This window comes from Pseudomonas nitroreducens, assembly GCF_010994165.1.
Lineage (GTDB): Bacteria > Pseudomonadota > Gammaproteobacteria > Pseudomonadales > Pseudomonadaceae > Pseudomonas > Pseudomonas nitroreducens.
The window spans coordinates 1,107,450-1,126,909 of sequence record NZ_WMBX01000001.1; the positions used below are offsets into that span (position 1 = coordinate 1,107,450).

Below are 19,460 nucleotides of genomic sequence, written 5' to 3' on the forward strand. Positions count from 1 at the left end.
GTGTGCCGGCTGTTCGATGCAAGGTGGAGAAAGCCGCCACCTGGCTCGAAGAGACCTATATTGTGTGCGCTATTGTGAATGACGTTCCTTTTTGTGTATGGTGTTTTCTCTCGGAGCCGCACTGGTCAGCTGTCGGCTATCCGGGAAAGCGCTACCCCCCGCGAGGTGGACTTGCGAGCGATAGCGGAGCCAGTTCCCAACAACAAGAAGGAGGTTCCCGATGTCTGCAGCAGTACGAAAGTGGTTGATCACCGGTGTTTCCAGTGGCCTCGGCGAAGCGCTGGCCAAGGCCGTGCTGTCGCGCGGTGAAGTGGTGATCGGCACGTTGCGCAAGCCCGAGCAACTGGCCGCTTTCGAGGCGCTGGCACCGGGGCGTGCCCACGCGCTGGAGCTGGACCTGCGCGACTACCCGCGGGTGCTCGACGTGGTGACCGCCGCAGCGCAACGGCATGGCGGCATCGACGTGCTGGTGAACAACGCCGGCTACGGCCTGGCCGGCGCCTTGGAAGAGGTCAGCGAGCGCGAGGCCCGCGACCAGATGGAAACCAACTTCTTCGGTGCCCTAGCCGCGACCCAGGCGGTGCTTCCGTCGATGCGCGCCAAACGTTGGGGGCATGTCGTGAACATCACCTCGATGGCCGGTTTCATGGGCATTCCCGGCATGCCGATCTACAGCGCTTCCAAGTTCGCCCTGGAAGGGCTGGGCGCGGCCTTGGCCGCTGAAGGCGGGGCACTGGGCATTCGAGTTACTAATGTTGAGCCCGGTGCGCTGCGTACTCGCTGGGCGTCAAGCAACGCCATCGTGCGCTCCGAGCGCGTAATCGAGGACTACCAGAAGACCGCCGGCGCGGTGCGCGGCGGGCTGGAACAAATGGATGGTCATCAGGATGGCGACCCGGCGAAGGCGGCGCTGGCGATCATCGCCGCAGTGGATGCGGAGCAGCCGCCCTTGCACCTGCCGGTTCACCCCAGCGCTTGGAACACCTATCGGTCAGTACTGCAGCAGACTCTGGAACAACTGGATACTTGGCGCAAGGTGAGCGAAGACATCCTGTACGACTGATCCCCTCCGTATTTGCTGATTTCGAACTCACGGTGGCCATTCGCAATGGCCGCCGTAGAGCCGTTTCTGGCATTGGCATGGTCGCAAAAATTCGTTGCAGGTAGCGTCAGATTAGCGATTGACAAGCCCTGAACCATGTACAACTATACGAACGTCGTTCACCAAAATGTAAACGACCGACGCTCACCTTTGCCTGATCTGGAGCGCTCGGAAAACACGTCGGGAGCTGATACACCTCACCTGAACCTCCCTGTGGCCTTAACCGGCTCGGCATAAGAGATGGAGAAAAACAATAATGATGCCTCGCTTCACTCAGCCTCGCTTCGCCTCCTCCAAGCGCCTGCACGCACAAGCGTCCCTGCTGGCCATGGCGGTGGCCGCTGCAGCGGGTAACGCATACGCCGTGGATCTGGACTTCGGCAATTCAGACATCCAGAGTCGTCTGGACACCACCGTGCGCTACAACATCGGCATTCGTGGTGAAAACACCGACTCCCGACTGAAGATGGGACCGGCGGGGACTCCCGACCCAAACAACAATGCCGTCGCGCTGGGGAACAACCGCTTCGACAAGGGGGACGTGATCCTCAACCGCCTCGACATTCTCTCGGAATTCGACTTCATTTTCCGCGACAACTACGGTTTCCGCATGAGCGCCGCTGCCTGGTACGACCCCACCTACGACGGTGGCGTGGACGACCCCAGCTATGGCGATGCCATCTCTCGCGAGTTCTTCAAGAATGGCAAGTATTCCGACTACACCCGCAACTACACCACCGGTCCCTACGCCGAGTTGCTGGACGGTTTCGTCTTCGGAACCTTCGATGTCGGTACCACCACTACCTCGCTGAAGTTCGGTCGCCACAACATCTACTGGGGCAACTCGCTGTTCCCGCAGTCCAAGCAGGCGTCCATCGCATACAGCCAGGCCGCCCTGGACCTGCAGAAGGCAGCCTACAGTCCGGGCCTGGAGGCCAAGGAGCTGTTCCTGCCGCAGACCCAGTTTACCGGCACCCTTCAACTGAACCCCGAATTTTCGCTGGCTTGGCAGTACTCCCTGGAGTGGCGCCGCGATCGTTACCCGGAAGGTGGTACCTTCTTCGAATACGCCGGCCCGGCCTTCTACGGCGCCGACGGTCCGATCATCGGCGAAACCAAGAACAAGCCTGGCAGCGGCCAGCACGACTGGGGCGTCATGGCCAAGTGGCAGCCGGACTTCATGGACGGCGGGAACATGAGCCTGGTATTCCGCGAGTTCCGCGAGAAGACCCCCAACCCCTTCGCCACCGCTGACGACGGCCTGCTGGACAGAGTCTACAACCCGAAGAAGAACCAGCTGTTCGGCTTTGCCATGGAGCAGAACATTGCCAGTGTCAACTGGGGCCTAGAGCTGACCTATCGCAAAAACGCTCAGCTTTACACAACGGTTACTGGCCGCCTGCAACAAGTCGGGCCGGCAATTGTAGGCTTCGACTCGCAAAATGCTCCGCGCGGCGATGTTTACGGCATCGTACTCAACGCTGTGAAGTTGTTACCTGAGACGCCTCTGTGGGATGCCGGTGAGATTGCAGCGGAGCTGGCTTTCCAGCACCTAGACAAGGTTACCTACGACCCCGCCTTCGGCTATTCCATTAATGGCGACTTCACCGCATTGGGCGGCAACAACTTCCCAATGAAAGGGTCCAGCTCGCCTCTTTGCAGCGATGGTAGCCACCAGCCGGGTAGCGGTGATGAGTCATATGGTTGTGCTACGCGAAACTCGACGGTCTTTTCCACCAACTTCACCCCTCGTTGGCTGCAGGTGCTACCGGGTGTCGACCTGAGCGCGCCGGTGTTCGTTTCCTGGGGTGTGCAGGGCAATGCTGCCACCGGCGGCCTGATCGGCGCGGAGGATCAGGTCAGCTATTCGTTCGGCGTTCAGGCCGATATCTATCAGACCCACACCGTCAAGCTCGCTTGGAACGACAGCTGGTCGCCTAACCACAACACTTACACCTCAACCGGGGCGCAGGGCGTGACCGGTGGCGGCACCTGGTGGCAGAACGATCACGGTTGGCTCTCGCTGAGCTTGAAGACCGCCTTCTGACTAACGCAAACTGCACGAATGGATGGGTGAAAAAATGAATTACAAGAAATACCTACTTTCCATCGCTGTTTCCTATGCCTTCGCCGGACAGGGCTTCGCTGCCCCCTCCGCTGATGAAATCAAGCAGATCGGCAGTACCCTAACCGAGTTCGGTGCCACCATCGCCGGCAACAGCGATGGCAGCATTCCGGCCTACGATCCGGCCAAGGCGCTCACCAAACCGCCGGCCGGGTATTCGCCGCGGCAGGCCGCAGGCGGCTTCCCTTACGTGGATCCGTATGCCGGCGAGAAGCCGCTGTTCTCCATTACCTCGAAAAACCTGGCGCAGTACGCGGACAAGGTAGATGACGGCAACAAGGCGCTGCTGGCGCAGTATCCGGACTACCGCCTGGACGTGTACCCGACTCATCGCAGCGCGCCGCCGCTGCCGAAGTTTGCTCACGACAACACCCTCAATAACATCGCCAAGCCGCACCTGGAAGGCGAGGGTACCGGCCTGGCTGATGCCCACGCGCAAGTACCGTTCCCGATACCCAAGACCGGCAACGAGGCCATGTGGAACTTTGTTGTGCGCTTCTTCCGGCCGTACGAGTCCGGCAACTTCGCCACCTACCTGATCGACAGCGCCGGCGAGAAGACTCTGGTGACCGACTCGACGGTCTTCTACGAGCATGAGTACTGGGACCCGTCCAAGACCAGCTCCGACTACGCCAACCGCCTGGTCAACAACAACAAGGCGCCGGCGGCCAAGTCGGGTTCCAAGGACATGCGCTACACGCCGCTGCGACTTGACATCAAAAGCGACAGCGCCTGGTCCTACTCGCCTGGTCAACGTCGCGTGCGCCTTGCACCTGAGTTCAAGTACGACACCGTTTCCGCGCAATACGGCGGCTTGATCACCTTCGACGAAATCACCGGTTTCGATGGCAAGCAGGATCGGTTCGAATTCAAGCTGATCGGCAAGAAGGAAATGTACGTTCCGTACAACACCTACCGTACGGCTTCGGCGAAGCTGGATGAGCTGGTGAAGAGCGGCTTCGTCAACCCGGACAAGGTCCGCTGGGAGCTTCACCGCGTATGGGAAGTGGAGGCGACCCTGAAGTCCGGGCAGCGCCATACCAACCCGAAGAAGCGCTTCTATCTGGACGAGGACAGTTGGAACATGGCCATGTACAACTCCTACGACGCGGCGGGCAAACTCCACCACTCGCAGAACTTCGTCCTGTTCGTTGGCTATGACGATGTGCCGATGATGCGCAGCGAGGGCGTGCTGATCTACGACCACTCCAAGCGTAACTACGCACTGGCGTCGCTGCCGTTTGACACCCGCACGGGCTGGTACGCAGTACCACCTTTCTCCCCGAACCTCCTGTCGCCCTCGGCGATGGCTGGCGCGGGTATTCGCTAGGAACCGCCTGAGCGCGCCGGGCTTCCGCAACGAAGCCCGGCACCTGCCGATGGCATCTATTTACCGGCGACCGTAGTTCTGGAGGTTCTCTTGCCGCGTCTATCCTTCACCGCCGTTCTGCTGGCCGGCCTGTTGCCGATTTCTGTGGCGATGGCGCAACCCTACGCGGACCCCCTCGATGCCCCGGCCGAAATCAATCGGCTGGCGGCCCAGTCCCAGCTGACTGCCATTACCCAGGCAGGAGCTCGATTGGTCGCGGTGGGCGCTCGCGGTGTCGTGCTGCTGTCGGATGATGCCGGCCAGCATTGGAAGCAGGCTAAAGTGCCGGTGAGTTCGGACCTGGTGGCCGTGCAATTTCCGGACGCCTCGCTCGGATGGGCCGTGGGCCATGATGGCGTTATCCTGCACAGTGCCGACGGCGGGGAGAGCTGGAGCAAGCAGCTCGACGGGCGCGATCTGCTCAAGTTATTGACCGCGCACTTCCAAGCGCAGGCGGAAAAGGGCGACGAGCGGGCCAGCCAGTACCTGGACCTGGTCAAGCTGAATTTCGGCAACGGTCCCGAGCAACCTTTTCTGGGGGTTTGGTTCGAGAACGAGCGCGACGGGTTCGCTGTAGGCGCCTTCGGTACTCTCATGGCCACCCACGATGGCGGCAAGAGCTGGGAGTCGTGGATCGAGAAGATCGACAACCCCAACAGTTTCCATCTCAACGCCATTACCGGTATCGCCGGCGAGCTGTACATCGCCAGTGAACAGGGAACGGTGTTCAAGCTCGACCGTAACCAGCAGCGCTTTGTCCCCCTGAGCACCGGCTATGCCGGCAGCTTCTTCGGCGTCGTGGGGGACCAGCGGTTCATTCTGGCGCACGGGCTCCGCGGCAACGCCTTCCGCTCTACCGACGGCGGCCAGACCTGGAGTCGTGTGGAGACCGGAAACGCGGCGGGGCTGGTGGCCAGCGCAATCAACGACAAGGGTACCCTGCTGGTGGCCAGCCAGGCCGGCGCTGTCCTGCGCAGCGATGATCTGGGCCGGAGTTTCAGTGCTCTCGAGTCGGTGCGCCCCTACCTATTCGCTGGGTTGAGCCAAGTGGATGGCGATAGGGTGGCGATCGTCGGCATGTCGGGGGTGCAAATAGCCCCGGCGCAATGAGTTGAACGACCGCACTGGCCAGTGCGTGCAATCCCGTCTGAACAATAACAATCGAGAAGACATTTATGGCTATTCCTGTCGGCGAACAGGATGACATGCAGGTCATCCGCGATCCCAAGGACTTTGATCGAAACAGCGGTGTCTGGCTCGAGCGGTTCATCTTCAACCATCGCCTGGCGATCCTGCTCATCTGCCTGTTGAGCACCTTCTTCTGGGCGTGGCAGGCGGCGAAGCTGCCGGTCAACGCCAGCTTCGAGAAGATGATCCCGCAATCACATCCCTACATTCAGAACTACTTCCAGAATAAGGACGCCCTCCGTGGGATGGGTAACTCGGTTCGGGTGGTGGTGGAAAATACCCAGGGTAGCATCTTCGACAAGGACGCTCTGGAGGTCCTGCAAAAGGCCAACGACACCCTGTTCCTAATGCCCGGGGTGGATCGCTCGGCGCTGCGCAGCCTTTGGACCTCCAGCCTGCGTTGGACCGAGGTCACCGAAGAAGGCTACCGCGGCGGTCCGGTGATGCCGGATCCCTTCGACTGGTCACAAGCGGCCATGGGGGCCCTGCGCAACAACATTCTCCAGGCCGGTATTGTCGGCAGTTTCGTGGCCTCGGACTTCAAGTCCAGCCTGATCGTCGTGCCCCTGATGGAGCGGAACCAGGACACCGGCCAGGCGCTGGACTACCGCGACTTCTCGCACCAGCTGGAAAGCAAGGTGCGCTCGCTGGAAACGCCGAAGATCAAAATTCACATCGTCGGTTTCGCCAAGCTTGTGGGTGATCTGATCGATGGCCTGTGGCAGGTCGCAGAGTTCTTCGCGATCGCCGCCGCGATCGCCGCGCTCTTCGTGTTCCTTTATACCCGCTGCATCCGCAGCACCCTGCTGCTGGTCTTTTACGCGGCGCTCGGGGTGGTCTGGCTGCTGGGCATCCTCAGTCTGATCGGCTATGTGCTCGACCCCTACCTGATCCTGGTGCCGTTCCTGATCTTCGCCATTGGCTTATCCCATGGCGCGCAGAAGATGAACGGGATCATGCAGGACGTCGGCCGCGGGACGCACAAGTACGTCGCCGCGCGCTACACCTTCCGCCGTCTATTCCGCGCCGGCATCACCGCGCTTCTGGCCAACGTGGTCGGCTTCGCCGTGCTGATCATCATCGACATTCCGGTGATCAAGGAGATGGCCGTCAGCATGTCCATCGGCGTCGGCATCCTGATCTTCACCATCCTCGTTCTTGTGCCGGTGTCCCTCTCCTATGTCGGCGTCAGCGCCAAGGCGGCGCAGCGTAGCATTGCCCAGGAAAAGGGGCAGGCAGCCGGGCGCCTCTGGGAGTTCTTCGCCAGCTTCACCCAGCGCGGTCGGGCAAGCATCGCCGTGGCAGTGGCGGCGGCGGTCACCGTGGGCGGCGTGCTGGTCGGTTCCCACGTGAAGATCGGCGACCTCGACGCCGGTGCGCCGGAGCTGCGCTCAGACTCTAGGTACAACCGCGACATCGCCTATCTCACCGGCCACTACGCGCTCTCCAGTGACCTGTTCGTCGTGATGATGAAGACCGCCGAAGGCGGTTGCCTGGAATACCCCTCGCTGGTCGAGGCCGATCGCCTGAGCAATCAGCTGCGCCAGGTACCGGGCGTGCAGATGACGGTCTCCGCGCCGGACTCGGTGCGCATGGTCTTCGCTGGTCAGAACGAGGGAAACCCGAAGTGGATGTCGGTGCCGCGTAACGCCAGCAACCTCAACTCGGCGATCGAGCAGGTGCAGGTCGACAAGCCTGAGTTGGTGGATCGTACCTGTTCGGTGACACCTATCGTCGCCTATCTGGAGGACCACAAGGCCGACACCCTCAGCCATGTGGTGAAAGCGGCCGAGACCTTCGCGGCGGCGCACAACGATGAAAATCGGCATTTTCTCCTGGCGGCCGGCAGCGCTGGTATCGAGGCGGTAACCAACATCGTGGTGGAGAGTGCCAATGGCAAGATGCTGCTGGCGCTCTACGGCGCCGTGACCCTGCTGTGTTTCGTGGCGTTCCGCAACTGGCGTGCGACCTTCATCGCGGTGCTGCCACTGTTCATCAGTACGGTGCTGTGCGAGGCGTTAATGGTGTTGCTGGGCATTGGTATGAAAGTCGCCACCTTGCCGGCCATTACTTTGGGCGTCGGCATCGGCGTCGACTATGCGCTTTACCTGCTCAGCGTGCAATTACAGCAGCAGAAGGCTGGGCGCAGCCTGGGTGAGGCCTACCGCTACGCCCTGCGCTTTACCGGCCGAGTGGTAGCGCTGGTCGGCATGACTCTGGCCGCCGGGGTGGTCACCTGGGTTTGGTCGCCGATCAAGTTCCAGGCCGACATGGGCATCCTGCTGACCTTCATGTTCATCGGCAACATGATCGGTGCGCTGATCCTGATTCCCGCCTTGTCCTATTTCCTCTTGCGCGGCTTGGGCGATTCGGCGCAAGCCGAGACGCCCGTCCAGAAGGAGGCATCCGTTGTTCCGAAAGACGCCATGCGAGTGGCGACGTTGTCGGTGCCCAGCGCCGAATTGCGTGCCGCAGAGCCGGCAGGTGATCTCGACGCGGTCGGCATCAATGTGAAGCTCAGGAGAGATCGATGATGCACGTGAAGTACCTGCTGCCTCTTGCAGTAAGCACTGTTCTGGCTGGTCAGGCCCTGGCGGCACCCAGCGCGGAGGAAGCAGCCCAGCTCGGCAAGACCCTCACCGAGTTCGGTGCCACCGTCGCCGGCAACGCCGATGGCAGCATCCCGGCCTACGATCCGGCCAAGGCGCTGACCAAGGCGCCGGCCGGTTACGCGCCGCAGGACCCGCGCGGCGGGTTCCCCTACGTGGACCCGTATGCCGGTGAGAAACCTCTGTTCTCGATTACATCCAGCAACATGGCGCAGTACGCCGACAAGCTGGACGACGGCAACAAGGCCCTGCTGACGCGCTACCCGGAGTACCGCATCGACGTCTATCCGACGCACCGTAGCGCGCCGCCGCTGCCGCAGTGGGCGCGCGACAACACTCTGAACAACATCGCCAAACCACGCCTTGAGACCAATGGTCTGGGGTTGGCAGACGCCCATGCTCAGGTGCCGTTCCCAATCCCGAAGTCCGGCGCCGAGGCGATGTGGAACTTCAATACGCGTTTCTTCCGCCCCTACGAGTCGGGGAACTTCGCCACCTACCTGATCGACACCGCCGGCCAGAAAACGCTGGTGACTGATTCTTCGGTCATCTACGAACATGAGTACTGGGATAACAGCAAGTCGAGCTCCGAGTTCAGCAACCGCCTGCTGAATACCAACAAGGCGCCGGCCGCGAAGTCAGGGTCAAAGGACATGCGCTACACCCCGCTGCGCCTGGACCAGAAGTCGGACAGTGCCTGGTCCTACACACCGGGTCAGCGCCGCGTACGGCTGGCGCCAGAGTTCAAGTACGACACTGTCTCGGCTCAGTATGGCGGCCTCATCACCTTCGACGAGATCAACGGGTTCGACGGCAAGATGGACCGCTTCGACTTCAAACTGGTGGGTAAGCGGGAGATGTACATTCCCTACAACACCTACCGCACCTCCGGCGCACCCACCGATCAGCTGATCCGCCAGGGGTACGCCAATCCCGACCTGGTTCGCTGGGAGCTGCACCGTGTGTGGGTAGTCGAGGCGTCCTTGAAGCCGGGCCAACGCCACGCCAACCCGCGCAAGATGTTCTACCTCGACGAAGACAGCTGGAGCATGGCGCTCTACGACTCCTACGACGCCGCCAACAAGCTTCATCGCTCGCAGAACTTTGTGACGTTCGTGGCGTACGAGAACGTGCCTCAGATGCGCTCCGAGGCGGTGATTATGTATGACCATTCCAAGGGCAACTACGCGCTTGCGTCCATGGCCGGCGGCACGCGCAGCAGCTGGTTCGCTAGCGAGGCCTTCTCGCCTAACGCCCTGTCTCCTACGGCTATGGCCGGCGCAGGCATCCGCTGACGCGACCTGGTGCCTGACCCGTTCCGGGGCGGGCACCTCACTTCCAGGAGTTGCTCATGCAATTGCCCCTGAAAGTCGAAGAGATCACCGCCGAATGGGTACAGCAGGCCCTAAGGGTCCGCTTCCCGAATATCATTGTCGAGGGTTGCCGGGTCGCTGACGTGATGCTCGGTACCTCGACCAAGATCCGCATTGAGCTGAATTACGACCGCGGCGGACAGGCCCTGGAGCTGCCACGAACGATGATCGTCAAGGGTGGCTTCGAGGCGCACAGTCCGGGCATGGGTTTCATGTACGCCAAGGAAGCGCGTACCTACGGTGAAGTCTTGCCGCTCTGGGATATCCGCACTCCCCGGTGCTATTTCGCCGGTAGTGACGAACACGGCTACCAGTCGATCATCCTCATGGAAGATCTCGTCGCTCGCGGGGCGAGTTTCTGCCATGCGCAAATGCCGCAGGGCTTCGCGCAAGTGAAGCGTCGTCTGCAGGCTATGGCCAGGTACCACGCACAGATGTGGCGGCACCAGGCGTTCGAGGAGGGCGGGGTGCTCGCCTGGATCGAGCCGCGGATGACCGGCGACACGCTGATGTATGCTGACCGCTATCTGCAACCGGAAACCTGGCAGCACTACATCGGTTCTCCGCGTGGTGCGGCGATCTCCCGCCGCCTGCACGACCTCGACTGGATGCGCGCCGCCTTCGGCAAGCTCGCCGAGCTGCATGGCAATCATCCTCTTACTCTGAGCCACGGCGATACTCACCTGGGCAACCTTTACGAAGAGGCCGACGGTACCCCGGGCTTCTTCGACATGCAGGTCAACCGTGCGCCCTGGTTCGCCGACGTCACCTATCACCTGATCTGCGCCCTGGATCTCATGGACCGCCGCGAGTGGGAGCGTCCGCTTTTGCAGTACTACCTCGACTGTCTGGCTGCCGAAGGTGTGGCGGCGCCGGATTTCGACGAGGCGTGGGACTGTTATCGCAAGGAAATTGCTTGGGGGCTGTTCGTTTTCATCATCAACGAGACCCGCTTCCAGACCGAGGCAGTGAATACCGCCTATTGCGCGCGTTTCGCCGATGCCGCGCTGTGCCACGACACCTTGTCGCTGCTGGCCTGAAGGCTGGGAGCAGGGCGGGTCGCCGGTCCGCTGCGAATCCAACGCACGGTAAATCGAAAGAGGAGGGTGAATGAGTTTCGTGCCAACTACCCAGCTGTTCGATCTTTCCGGCCAAGTTGCCGTCGTAACCGGCGCGGCGCGGGGCATCGGCCAAGCCATCGCTCAGCGCCTGGCCGATGCCGGTGCCAGTGTCGTCGCCGTCGATCTCATGGACGACGGCTGCGCCGAAACCCTGGAGCTGATTCACCGGCGGGGCGGGCGTTGCACCACCGTGGGTGCGGACGTGGCCGATGCCGCTGGCATACGGCTTATTGTCGAGCGAACCTTGGGGGCCTACGGCGGGATCGACATCTTGGTGAACAACGCCGCCCTGCGTGGTTGGGCGACCTGGGAAACCCTTACTGAATCCGACTGGGACCGATTCATGTCGGTGAACACCAAAGCCGTGTTCTTTCTGTCCCAGGCGGTGGCCCGGCAGATGATCGCGCAGAAACGCGGCGGCGCCATCGTCAATATCGCTTCCACAGCGGCGGCACATCCGGTGCGCTTCAAGGTCGACTACAACACCGCCAAAGCGGGCGTAGCCATGATGACCCAATCGCTGGCTGTGGAGCTGGGGCCGCACCAGATCCGCGTCAACGCTGTTGGCCCCGGCGGCACCCGTACACCGGGAACACCTGGCGTTACCCAGAACGGCTTATCGCCTGAGGCGCTGCGCAAACTGGGGGAGGAGTGGTTCTCCCGGGTTCCTCTGAGGGACGAGCCCGCTGATCCGGACGAAATCGCCCGTGCGGTGCTGTTCCTGGCGAGCCCGGCCGCGAGCTATATCACCGCCCAGGTGTTGTACGCCGATGGCGGCTATCTCGCGGGCTGAAGCACGGCGAGGCGTGGCTGAGCATTTACGTGGAAATAGAAAGGGGAGGCCATGCCTCCCCTTGGTTTGTCGGCACCATTACGCCTGGTGCTGACTGCTCATGTGTACGCGGCTGTCTGCCGAGCCTCCCTGAACGGGAGTCGGTACCTGGCCGGCTAGGCGGCGCTGCACGGCTTCCGCCTCTGCGATTATGGCCTGCATCAGTTGCGCGATGCTCGGCAGATCGTGCACCAGCCCTACTGACTGGCCGGAGGCGGTCATGCCCTTGTCCAGGTCGCCGCTGGACATGGTCAGGCCGTGCATCTTGAGCATCTGCGACATGCGCATCATCGACTCGACGTGCCGCGGTCCCATCGACAGAGTGGAGGTCGCCAGTTTCAGCCAGGGGATATTCAGTTCCTTGGCGATGGTGAACGAGTTGAGGAAGATTTCCAGAACGTTGAGCATCTTTGCGTTGACCATTCGCTCGGCCGCCGCGGTCTTCATCTGCCGGCATGGAATACCGTCGAAGCGGTCGGAGAAAATGGTGTCCTGCACGTCCAGCTCGACTGCCTTATTCTTGAAGTTCTCATGCATCGGGCCTTCCTGGGTGGTCCAGAAACGGGTGCCCATCGACACACCGCCGGCGCCCAGGGCGAGCGCGGCGACCAGTCCGGCGCCATTGGCCACGCCGCCGGCGGCTATCACCGGAATCTTCAGGAGTTCGGCCAGGCGCGGGATCAGCACGAAGGTTGTGACCTCGCCAGCGTGTCCCGCCGCCTCGTGGCCCGCAGCGATCACCGCATCGCAACCGTGGGCTTCGGCACGCAGGGCCAGCTTCACGTCGTTGACCGAGGCAACCACCTTGCCGCCGTAAGCATGGGCGGCCTTGACGATCCAGTCGCCCTTGCCCATCGAGTAGTTGATTACCGGGACCTTTTCCTCGAGCAGGACCTTGGCGTTGGCCATGCCGTTGGGCAGCGCCAGAGGGGCGTTGGCGCCGAAAGGTTTGTCGGTCAGAGAGCGGATCTCACGGATCGCCGCGCGGGTGACTTCCGGCGGGTTCGAACCGGCGCCGTAGACGCCCAGGCCTCCGGCGTTCGACACCGCCGCGACCATGTTGGGAAAGGCCACCCGGCCCATGCCCGCGTTGAGGATCGGGTACTGGATGCCAAACAATTCGGTAATCGATGTGTTCATGCGCTGAGTCCTTGGGCGCCGGCGCGCGGGCCGGTCTTGTTATTAAGGGGTCAAGAGTAGGTCGGCTGTTCCCACCAGGGGAAATAGTCAGGCATGTCCTGCGACACGCTGCAGGCGAACTCCGGCAGGCGCTTCTCGACGAAGGACTTCACGCCTTCCTTCGCGTCCGGGCTGCGTCCACGGGTGCAGATGCCACGGCTCTCGATACGATGCGCTTCCATCGGATGGGACATGCCCAGGCCGCGCCAGGCCATCTGGCGCATCAGCGCGATAGACACCGGCGCGGTGTTGTCGGCGATTTCGCGGGCGATCTCGTAGGCGCGAGGCAGCAGCTGCTCATGGGGGACTACTTCGCTCACCAGGCCGCCGGCCTTGAGTTCCTCGGCAGGCATGACGCGGCCGCTGAAGCTCCACTCCAGCGCCTTGGTGATGCCGACCAGGCGCGGCAGGAACCAGGACGAACAGCATTCGAAGACGATTCCGCGACGGGCGTAGACGAAGCCCAGGCGGGCCTTTTCGCTGGCGATGCGGATGTCCATGGGCAGCAGCATCGAGGCACCGATGCCGACGCCGGCGCCGTTGATGGCGCCGATCACAGGCTTGAGGCTGTCGAAGATGCGCAGGGCAAGCTTGCCACCGCCGTCACGCGCCGATTCCTTGCTGTAGTCGAAGCTGCCGTCGGCGCGAATCGGGCTGTCCGTTTCCGCGCTGCCGTTCTTGTTCTTGTCGAAAATGTCGGCGCCCTTGGTCAGGTCGGCTCCGCCGCAGAAGCCTTTGCCTTCACCGGTCACGACGACGACGCGGACATTGTCGTCGCGGTCGGTCTCGTCGAACACAGCGATGAGCTCGTTCATCATCAGCGGGTTCATAGCGTTGAAGACTTCAGGACGGTTGAGGGTCACCGTCGCGATGCGGTCCTTGACCTCGTAGCGAATCGTCTCGAAATTCACGGGATCGTCTCCTGGGCAGCGATCCGTCGTCACTGCCTGACTGCGTTGGGGAAGGGGCCCACATGCGGGCCCCGGTACGGGCCGGTTACTTGAAGGAGAAGTTCGGGGCGCGCTTTTCGAAGAACGCCTTCTGTTTCTCGACCTTGTCCTCGGTGGACTGCGCCACGTACACGCCACGGCTCTCGAACTCGATGGCCTGCTCCAGGCTGCCGGCGTTCATGTTCTGCCACAGCGACTGCTTGGTGACCCAGATGCCCATCGGCACGTTAGCCACGATGTTCCTGGCGATTTCCAGGCAGGCGTCCTGCAGTTCCTCGTCCGGCACGGCCTTGAGCACCATGCCGATGCGCTCGGCTTCGTCCGCCAGCACCGGGCGCGAGGTGTAGAGGATCTCGGCGGCGCGCTGCGCGCCCACGGCGCGAGGCAGCAGGTAGCTGATGCCCAGCTCGGCGCCAGAGCCGGCGTTGTGGATCGCGTTGACGAACTTGGCAGACTTCGCCGCGAGGGTAATGTCCGCCGCCAGCGGAAAGGCCAGCGCCATCCCCGCGACTGTGCCATTGACGGCGCAGATCACCGGCTGCGGCAGGTTGCGCATCAGTACCGGAAGCGAAGCGATGACATCGATCGAGTAGCGCGAGAAGAAGGGCTTGCCCAGGCCTTCGGCAATCCAATCGGCCTTGCCCGGGTTCTTCAGGTCATGGCCGGTGCAGAAGTGCCTGTTCCCCGCGGCGGTCAGGATAACCACGCGGGTCTTCGGGTCGTACTTGATCTGTTTGAACAGGTCGGCCAGCTCGGTGTACATCTCGAACTGGAAGGAGTTGGTCGACTCCGGACGATTAATGGTGATGCGTTTGACGCCCTCGATCGGTTCATCGATCAGAAAATTCTCGCTCATCATTCCGCTCCTTTCTCGCCGTTGAGCCAGTGCGCCTTGACCATGCCGTCGCCGTAGGGTTCGTCGCGCTTGCGCAGCGCGTCCTTCAGACCCATCTCCGCCATGTCGGCCTTGAACTGGGTGCGGCGGGGGCCCTGGCTGAGGTGAGCGCGGGCGTCCATCTCGACGGCGAAGCGTTGCAGGGTGCGGGCGCCTTGCAGTTCCAGCGCGGCGTTGATGATGCGCTTGTGCGAGGAGAGCAGCTCGGCGTCGACGAAGCTGATCCGCCGAGCCAGCTCGTTGACCGCGTCGTCGAGCTGCTCGACCGGTACCGCGTCGAGCACCAGGCCGATGCGCACGGCTTCGTGGCCCCAAAGGTTGTCACCGGTCATCATCATACGTTTGGCCCACTGCGGACCGACGTGGTACATCCACATCTGGATCGGCGGGGTGCCATTGGCGCGGGCGGCAGGGAAGCCGATCTTCGCGTTCTCGGCACAGATGATGAAGTCACACATCAGCGCCAGATCGGTGCCGCCGGCCAGGCAGTTGCCCTGGACCTTGGCGATGACCGGCTTGTGCATGTCGAACAGAACCATGTTCAGCTTCTGGGTCTGTTCCATGTTCCAGCAGTCATCGTCGACCGACTTGTTGATAGTGCGGTAGCGGGACTCGTCCCACGGCGGGGTGCCATCCTTGAAACCGGCGTAGGCCCCGGCAAGGTCGTAGCCCGCGCAGAAGTCCTTGCCGGCGCCCTCCAGGATCACTACGTTGACGTCATTACGGTCATCGGCTTCGAGCAGCGCATCGCGCAATTCGGCCAGCAGGGCAGGGTGCAACGCATTACGCTTGTCCGGGCGGTTCAGAGTAATGCGGGCAACCCGGTTCTCGACATTGAACAGCAGATAGTCCGAGCTGCGGAGGTGCTTGTTCATCTTATCTCCATGCATTTTTTTGAACGACGGTCGATAATATAAACGCTCGACAGCTTCGGTCAAGTGCGCAGCGAAGATTCTGTTAGGTAGCTAAACATTGTCAAAGCCCAGGCGGGGCGGGGGTTGTGGCGATATTTTGAGGGTTTTACCAGGTGGCGCTGATCAGCCGGCTGCGAAAGCCTCGCTCAGCGCCTGCATCCAGGATTGGGTGAATTCACGCGCCGCATCGCTGTGTGGGGCGAAGTAATCGAAGCCGTGGTAGGCACCCTGCTGGACATGCAGCCGTACCGGTATTCCCGCCTGCTCCAGACGCGCTGCATAGGCAAGGTCTTCGGCTTGAAACAGATCGAGGCTGCCGACGCCGATCCAGGTGGGCGGCAAGCCGTCGAGACGTTCGGCGCGCGCCGCCACTGCGCCCGCCGGCACGTTTGCCGAGCCAGGCGGGCAGCCCAGCAGAGCAGCCCAGCCGAAGCGGTTCGAAGCGGCGTTCCAGGCGAAGTGCCCGGACCATTCCGGCCCAGCGTCCGAGGCAGTCCGGTCGTCCAGCATCGGGTAAATCAGCACCTGGCAGCACAGCTGCGCATCGCCGCGGTCGCGAACCGCCAGGGCCAGGACAGCGGCATGTCCGCCACCAGCGCTGTCGCCCATCACTGCGACGCGCGCCGGATCGACCCCCAACTCGTCGGCGCTCAGCAGTAGCCAGCGCAGTGCCGCGTAGTTGTCGTCGAGGGCGCCTGGGAAGGGCGTCTCCGGGGCCAGGCGGTAGTCGACCGAAACGACCAGGCAGCCGAGCCGGGCAGATAGTTGCGCCAGGCTTTCGGCGCGCATCGCCGCCGAGCCCATCACGTAGCCGCCGCCGTGCAGGTACAGCAAAGCCGGCGTGGCTTGTGGCCGGCCTGGCCGGCGGTCGATCAGGTGGATGTTCACCTCTGGGCGGCCGGGGAGGCCCGGGATGCGTCGGCGCGTGGCGCGCAGACGGGTCGGCAGGGCCGCCAGGGAGTCCAGCAGGCGCATAGCGCGCACCTTGCGTGGATTCAAAGGGCGCAGCGACAACCAGCGCACCGGAAAGGTGATGGACGGGCGAAGTTCCGGCAGGACCGCCTGCGTCGCTTCGTCGAATGCGAGGGAAGGTTGCGTTTTCATGGCCGGCACTCCTAAAAAAAAGCCGCCTGGTTTGCGACAGGCGGCGGAAAGATCACCGGTAAAGGTGACAAGCATGCTCGGGGTTCATTGGGCGCCGATGGGCACCTGTTCATTGCTCAGCCAGCTGGGCATGTCCACCGGCCAGGCATCGACGTAGAGCGCATGAACGCCCATGGCGCTCGTGTAGGCCAGGTTCAGCAAATTGCAGAAGGCGATGTAGGCGAGGATTCTCAGCAGGGTGCCGAGCCAAGGTGCCGACGAAAAGCTCTCGATTCCTCGTTCTATAGCCGTGTGACCATTGGAGTCCGCATGCATGAGCAAGAAAGCGCAAGCGATGAAGGTAGAAGGGAAGAGCACGAATTCGTAGATTGGGAACTGGTAGAAGTGACCGCCCCAGAACGACCACTGCTGGAAGGCGCCAGGCCAAGCATCGAAGTGAAGATAACGAGTGGCGACGATGTCTAGCAGCCCCATTGAGATCCATACACCCACGAAGCCAGCGAGCGTGAGTCCGACGACGCCAATACCAGGAAAGCGAGCTTTGGCTTTCTTCATGACTGCTAGGCCAATCAGCGCTGTTCCCGCGAATGAGTAAAAGTAGGATGGAGCGTCAATCAGCAGCGGTTCTGCAATGCGAGAACCGTTAGGGGTCTGCCAGCCAGGAATAAATTCGCACCAACATCCGTAGTTAAAGGCGTAGGCGTTGTATGTGAACATCGGCCGTAGAAAGTTCAGGAACGGATCTAGCCAATAAGCAGATAGCCAGCCGATCATCATCAGTCGCGTACTATCCAGGCGGCCACTCTTTTGAATGCCGCGAACGAACCAGATCAGCGCAAAGGCCAGAGTAGCCAAGCTCAGCACTTCGTAAATCGTCATTGCCCAGCGCGAGTAGTCTGGGATGGGGTCAGTCCCCCGCAATGTGGGGCGAAAGTCGTCGGAGCGAATCCAGGATCCATAAACGTAGATTTGGACTGCTAGGAAGACGCTACCTAGGGTTCCCCAGAATACTAGGGCCCAGGATCGGGTTGTCGAAAGCGCACTAACGTTGGCCGTCATTGTTATTGTTCCTGTTGTGCTTCTTTGCATAAAAAAGAGGCAACCGATACGGTCGCCTCTTCAGGATCACTTAACGTATTTGCGGAATTCCGGTTTACGCTTTTCGCGGAAGGCATTGCCGCCTTCTTTGGATTCCTCTGTGTCGTAATACATCGCCAGGGCTTGCATGGCGAAAGCTCCGATACCGCGGATGTTCTCGTTGTCCATGTTGAAGGAACGCTTGGCAAGGGCGATGGCGGTCGGGCTCATCTGCAGGATCTCATCGCACCACTTCTTAACTTCGGCATCGAGTTGATCTGCCGGAACGACGGCGTTGACCAGGCCCCAGTCAAGAGCCTGCTGTGCGCTGTAGCGGCGGCAGAGATACCAAATTTCACGCGCGCGCTTGTCGCCTGCGAGTCGCGCGAGCAGAGCAGTGCCGAAACCAGGGTCAACCGAGCCCACTTTCGGACCTACCTGACCGAGTTGGGCGGTCTCGGAGGCAATGGCGAGGTCACACAGGGTGACGAGTACGTTGCCGCCGCCGATCGCGTAGCCGTTCACGCGTGCGATCACTGGCTTGGGAATATCGCGGATGATGCTCTGCAGTTCTTCGATAGGCAGGCCAACAACACCGCGACCCTTGTGGCGGCCACCAGACTGGTCGCTGCCGGTGCAGAAAGCTTTATCACCGGTACCAGTGAGGACTACGACGCCTACATCTTTGTTGTAGCCAGCCAGGCTGAAAGCCTGGATCAGCTCCTCACAGGTATTCGAAGTGAAAGCGTTGTACACCTGAGGGCGGTTGATGGTGATGGTGGCGACACCGTTGTCTTCGGTGTAGATGATGTCTTTGAATTCCATGTTTAACTCCTGATGAAGATTCTTGGGTCAGCCAGCCATGGTCAGGCCGCCAGAAACGCTGATTACTTGCCCGGTGATAAAGGCGGCATCGTCACTGGAGAGGAACAGCACCATTCCGGCAATGTCATCGGGCTGTCCCATACGGCCGAACGGAACAGCCTTCACCAGGCCGGCTTTGATCTTCTCGCCCTTTTCACCCTGAGCGAGGTTGTCCAGCAGCGGAGTGGCGGTAGGACCAGGGCAGACGACGTTCACCGGGATCTGCTGGCGGGACATTTCGCGAGCCATGGTTTTGGTGAAGGCGATCAGACCGCCCTTGCAGAACGAGTAAACGGCTTCCATCGAAGAGCCAACGCGTCCTGCATCCGAGGAAATATTCACCACGCGGCCACGGCCGCGTTCGCTCATTCGGCGCAGAACAGCGTGGTGCATGTTCAGGGGGCCATAGAGGTTGATAGCGACGACCTTGTCCCAGAACGGCTTTTCGGTCTGCAGGAAAAAGGCGCCCGTATCCCAGCCGGCGTTGTTGACCAGGACTTCAATCGGGCCCAACTCACCTTCCACGCGCTCTACGGCTGCATGCACACCAGCGTGATCCGTAATATCAACGCTGTAGCCACGAGCACGGCCGCCAGCGGACTCAATCTCACCTACAAGTCGGTTGGCAGCATCAGCATTCAGGTCGAAAACCGCGACCACGGAGCCTTCTTCGGCGAATCTCTTGCAGATAGCACTACCAATGCCGCCTGCGCCGCCGGTCACCACTACGACCTTATCTTTCAATCCTTTCATGCTAA

At 61.6% G+C, this 19,460-nt stretch carries 16 protein-coding genes; 8 read left to right on the top strand and 8 right to left on the bottom strand.

Translation table 11 applies throughout. The features are described 5' to 3' along the window. Positions 1 to 220 precede the first annotated feature (220 nt). The 8 genes from GJV37_RS05280 (at position 221) to GJV37_RS05315 (ending at position 11,680) form a co-directional block, all read left to right on the top strand. The gene (locus GJV37_RS05280) at positions 221 to 1,063 is read left to right on the top strand and encodes an oxidoreductase (RefSeq protein WP_138526464.1); all 843 of its coding nucleotides are present in this window, start codon (positions 221 to 223) and stop codon (positions 1,061 to 1,063) included. 295 nt (positions 1,064 to 1,358) lie between these two features. Further along, positions 1,359 to 3,149 carry a DUF1302 domain-containing protein gene (locus tag GJV37_RS05285; protein ID WP_138526463.1) on the top strand — a complete coding sequence of 597 codons (1,791 nt, stop codon included), beginning with the start codon at positions 1,359 to 1,361 and terminating at the stop codon, positions 3,147 to 3,149. 34 nt (positions 3,150 to 3,183) lie between these two features. Further along, positions 3,184 to 4,557, top strand: a complete 1,374-nt coding sequence (locus GJV37_RS05290) for a DUF1329 domain-containing protein (RefSeq protein WP_171049562.1) — start codon at positions 3,184 to 3,186, stop codon at positions 4,555 to 4,557. Positions 4,558 to 4,647: 90 nt separating this feature from the next. Next, positions 4,648 to 5,706 carry a WD40/YVTN/BNR-like repeat-containing protein gene (locus tag GJV37_RS05295; RefSeq protein WP_246228245.1) on the top strand — a complete coding sequence of 353 codons (1,059 nt, stop codon included), beginning with the start codon at positions 4,648 to 4,650 and terminating at the stop codon, positions 5,704 to 5,706. Positions 5,707 to 5,771: 65 nt separating this feature from the next. Then, complete coding sequence (locus tag GJV37_RS05300; protein WP_218939135.1) at positions 5,772 to 8,318, top strand: efflux RND transporter permease subunit; 2,547 nt, start codon at positions 5,772 to 5,774, stop codon at positions 8,316 to 8,318. Next, positions 8,315 to 9,688, top strand: a complete 1,374-nt coding sequence (locus GJV37_RS05305; protein WP_138526461.1) for a DUF1329 domain-containing protein — start codon at positions 8,315 to 8,317, stop codon at positions 9,686 to 9,688. The genes GJV37_RS05300 and GJV37_RS05305 overlap by 4 nt, the downstream gene beginning before the upstream one ends. A 56-nt stretch (positions 9,689 to 9,744) precedes the next feature. After that, positions 9,745 to 10,806 carry a protein kinase family protein gene (locus GJV37_RS05310; RefSeq protein ID WP_138526460.1) on the top strand — a complete coding sequence of 354 codons (1,062 nt, stop codon included), beginning with the start codon at positions 9,745 to 9,747 and terminating at the stop codon, positions 10,804 to 10,806. A gap of 70 nt (positions 10,807 to 10,876) precedes the next feature. Further along, positions 10,877 to 11,680 carry an SDR family NAD(P)-dependent oxidoreductase gene (locus tag GJV37_RS05315; protein ID WP_138526459.1) on the top strand — a complete coding sequence of 268 codons (804 nt, stop codon included), beginning with the start codon at positions 10,877 to 10,879 and terminating at the stop codon, positions 11,678 to 11,680. Positions 11,681 to 11,758: 78 nt separating this feature from the next. On the opposite strand, the gene GJV37_RS05320 is transcribed toward GJV37_RS05315, so the two are convergent. From GJV37_RS05320 to GJV37_RS05355, 8 genes are all read right to left on the bottom strand, one after another. Then, positions 11,759 to 12,859 (bottom strand): NAD(P)H-dependent flavin oxidoreductase, encoded by a 1,101-nt coding sequence (locus tag GJV37_RS05320; protein ID WP_138526458.1) that lies wholly within the window; start codon positions 12,857 to 12,859, stop codon positions 11,759 to 11,761. Between the two features lie 50 nt (positions 12,860 to 12,909). Then, on the bottom strand, positions 12,910 to 13,809 hold the full coding sequence (locus GJV37_RS05325) for a crotonase/enoyl-CoA hydratase family protein (protein ID WP_138526457.1): 900 nt from the start codon (positions 13,807 to 13,809) through the stop codon (positions 12,910 to 12,912). 85 nt (positions 13,810 to 13,894) lie between these two features. After that, on the bottom strand, positions 13,895 to 14,704 hold the full coding sequence (locus GJV37_RS05330) for an enoyl-CoA hydratase-related protein (RefSeq protein ID WP_138526456.1): 810 nt from the start codon (positions 14,702 to 14,704) through the stop codon (positions 13,895 to 13,897). Further along, positions 14,704 to 15,618 carry a crotonase/enoyl-CoA hydratase family protein gene (locus tag GJV37_RS05335; RefSeq protein WP_138526455.1) on the bottom strand — a complete coding sequence of 305 codons (915 nt, stop codon included), beginning with the start codon at positions 15,616 to 15,618 and terminating at the stop codon, positions 14,704 to 14,706. The genes GJV37_RS05330 and GJV37_RS05335 overlap by 1 nt, the downstream gene beginning before the upstream one ends. Positions 15,619 to 15,780: 162 nt before the next feature. Then, positions 15,781 to 16,836, bottom strand: coding sequence for an alpha/beta hydrolase (locus GJV37_RS05340; RefSeq protein ID WP_138526454.1), 1,056 nt, complete (start codon positions 16,834 to 16,836; stop codon positions 15,781 to 15,783). A gap of 9 nt (positions 16,837 to 16,845) precedes the next feature. After that, positions 16,846 to 17,640 carry a spirocyclase AveC family protein gene (locus tag GJV37_RS05345; protein ID WP_223121855.1) on the bottom strand — a complete coding sequence of 265 codons (795 nt, stop codon included), beginning with the start codon at positions 17,638 to 17,640 and terminating at the stop codon, positions 16,846 to 16,848. Between the two features lie 246 nt (positions 17,641 to 17,886). Next, a complete protein-coding gene (locus GJV37_RS05350; protein ID WP_138526163.1) occupies positions 17,887 to 18,663 on the bottom strand; it encodes an enoyl-CoA hydratase-related protein in 777 nt (258 codons plus the stop codon). A gap of 27 nt (positions 18,664 to 18,690) precedes the next feature. Beyond that, positions 18,691 to 19,455, bottom strand: coding sequence for a glucose 1-dehydrogenase (locus GJV37_RS05355; protein WP_138526162.1), 765 nt, complete (start codon positions 19,453 to 19,455; stop codon positions 18,691 to 18,693). Between the last annotated feature and the right edge of the window lie 5 nt (positions 19,456 to 19,460).

Excerpts from the sequence above, each read along its gene's own strand:
- GJV37_RS05280 (WP_138526464.1), top strand. The coding sequence starts at position 221 with ATGTCTGCAGCAGTACGAAAGTGGTTGATCACCGGTGTTTCCAGTGGC.
- GJV37_RS05285 (WP_138526463.1), top strand. The coding sequence starts at position 1,359 with ATGATGCCTCGCTTCACTCAGCCTCGCTTCGCCTCCTCCAAGCGCCTG.
- GJV37_RS05290 (WP_171049562.1), top strand. The coding sequence starts at position 3,184 with ATGAATTACAAGAAATACCTACTTTCCATCGCTGTTTCCTATGCCTTC.
- GJV37_RS05300 (WP_218939135.1), top strand. The coding sequence starts at position 5,772 with ATGGCTATTCCTGTCGGCGAACAGGATGACATGCAGGTCATCCGCGAT.
- GJV37_RS05305 (WP_138526461.1), top strand. The coding sequence starts at position 8,315 with ATGATGCACGTGAAGTACCTGCTGCCTCTTGCAGTAAGCACTGTTCTG.
- GJV37_RS05310 (WP_138526460.1), top strand. The coding sequence starts at position 9,745 with ATGCAATTGCCCCTGAAAGTCGAAGAGATCACCGCCGAATGGGTACAG.
- GJV37_RS05315 (WP_138526459.1), top strand. The coding sequence starts at position 10,877 with ATGAGTTTCGTGCCAACTACCCAGCTGTTCGATCTTTCCGGCCAAGTT.
- GJV37_RS05320 (WP_138526458.1), bottom strand. The coding sequence starts at position 12,859 with ATGAACACATCGATTACCGAATTGTTTGGCATCCAGTACCCGATCCTC.
- GJV37_RS05330 (WP_138526456.1), bottom strand. The coding sequence starts at position 14,704 with ATGAGCGAGAATTTTCTGATCGATGAACCGATCGAGGGCGTCAAACGC.
- GJV37_RS05335 (WP_138526455.1), bottom strand. The coding sequence starts at position 15,618 with ATGAACAAGCACCTCCGCAGCTCGGACTATCTGCTGTTCAATGTCGAG.
- GJV37_RS05340 (WP_138526454.1), bottom strand. The coding sequence starts at position 16,836 with ATGCTTGTCACCTTTACCGGTGATCTTTCCGCCGCCTGTCGCAAACCA.
- GJV37_RS05345 (WP_223121855.1), bottom strand. The coding sequence starts at position 17,640 with ATGACGATTTACGAAGTGCTGAGCTTGGCTACTCTGGCCTTTGCGCTG.
- GJV37_RS05350 (WP_138526163.1), bottom strand. The coding sequence starts at position 18,663 with ATGGAATTCAAAGACATCATCTACACCGAAGACAACGGTGTCGCCACC.
- GJV37_RS05355 (WP_138526162.1), bottom strand. The coding sequence starts at position 19,455 with ATGAAAGGATTGAAAGATAAGGTCGTAGTGGTGACCGGCGGCGCAGGC.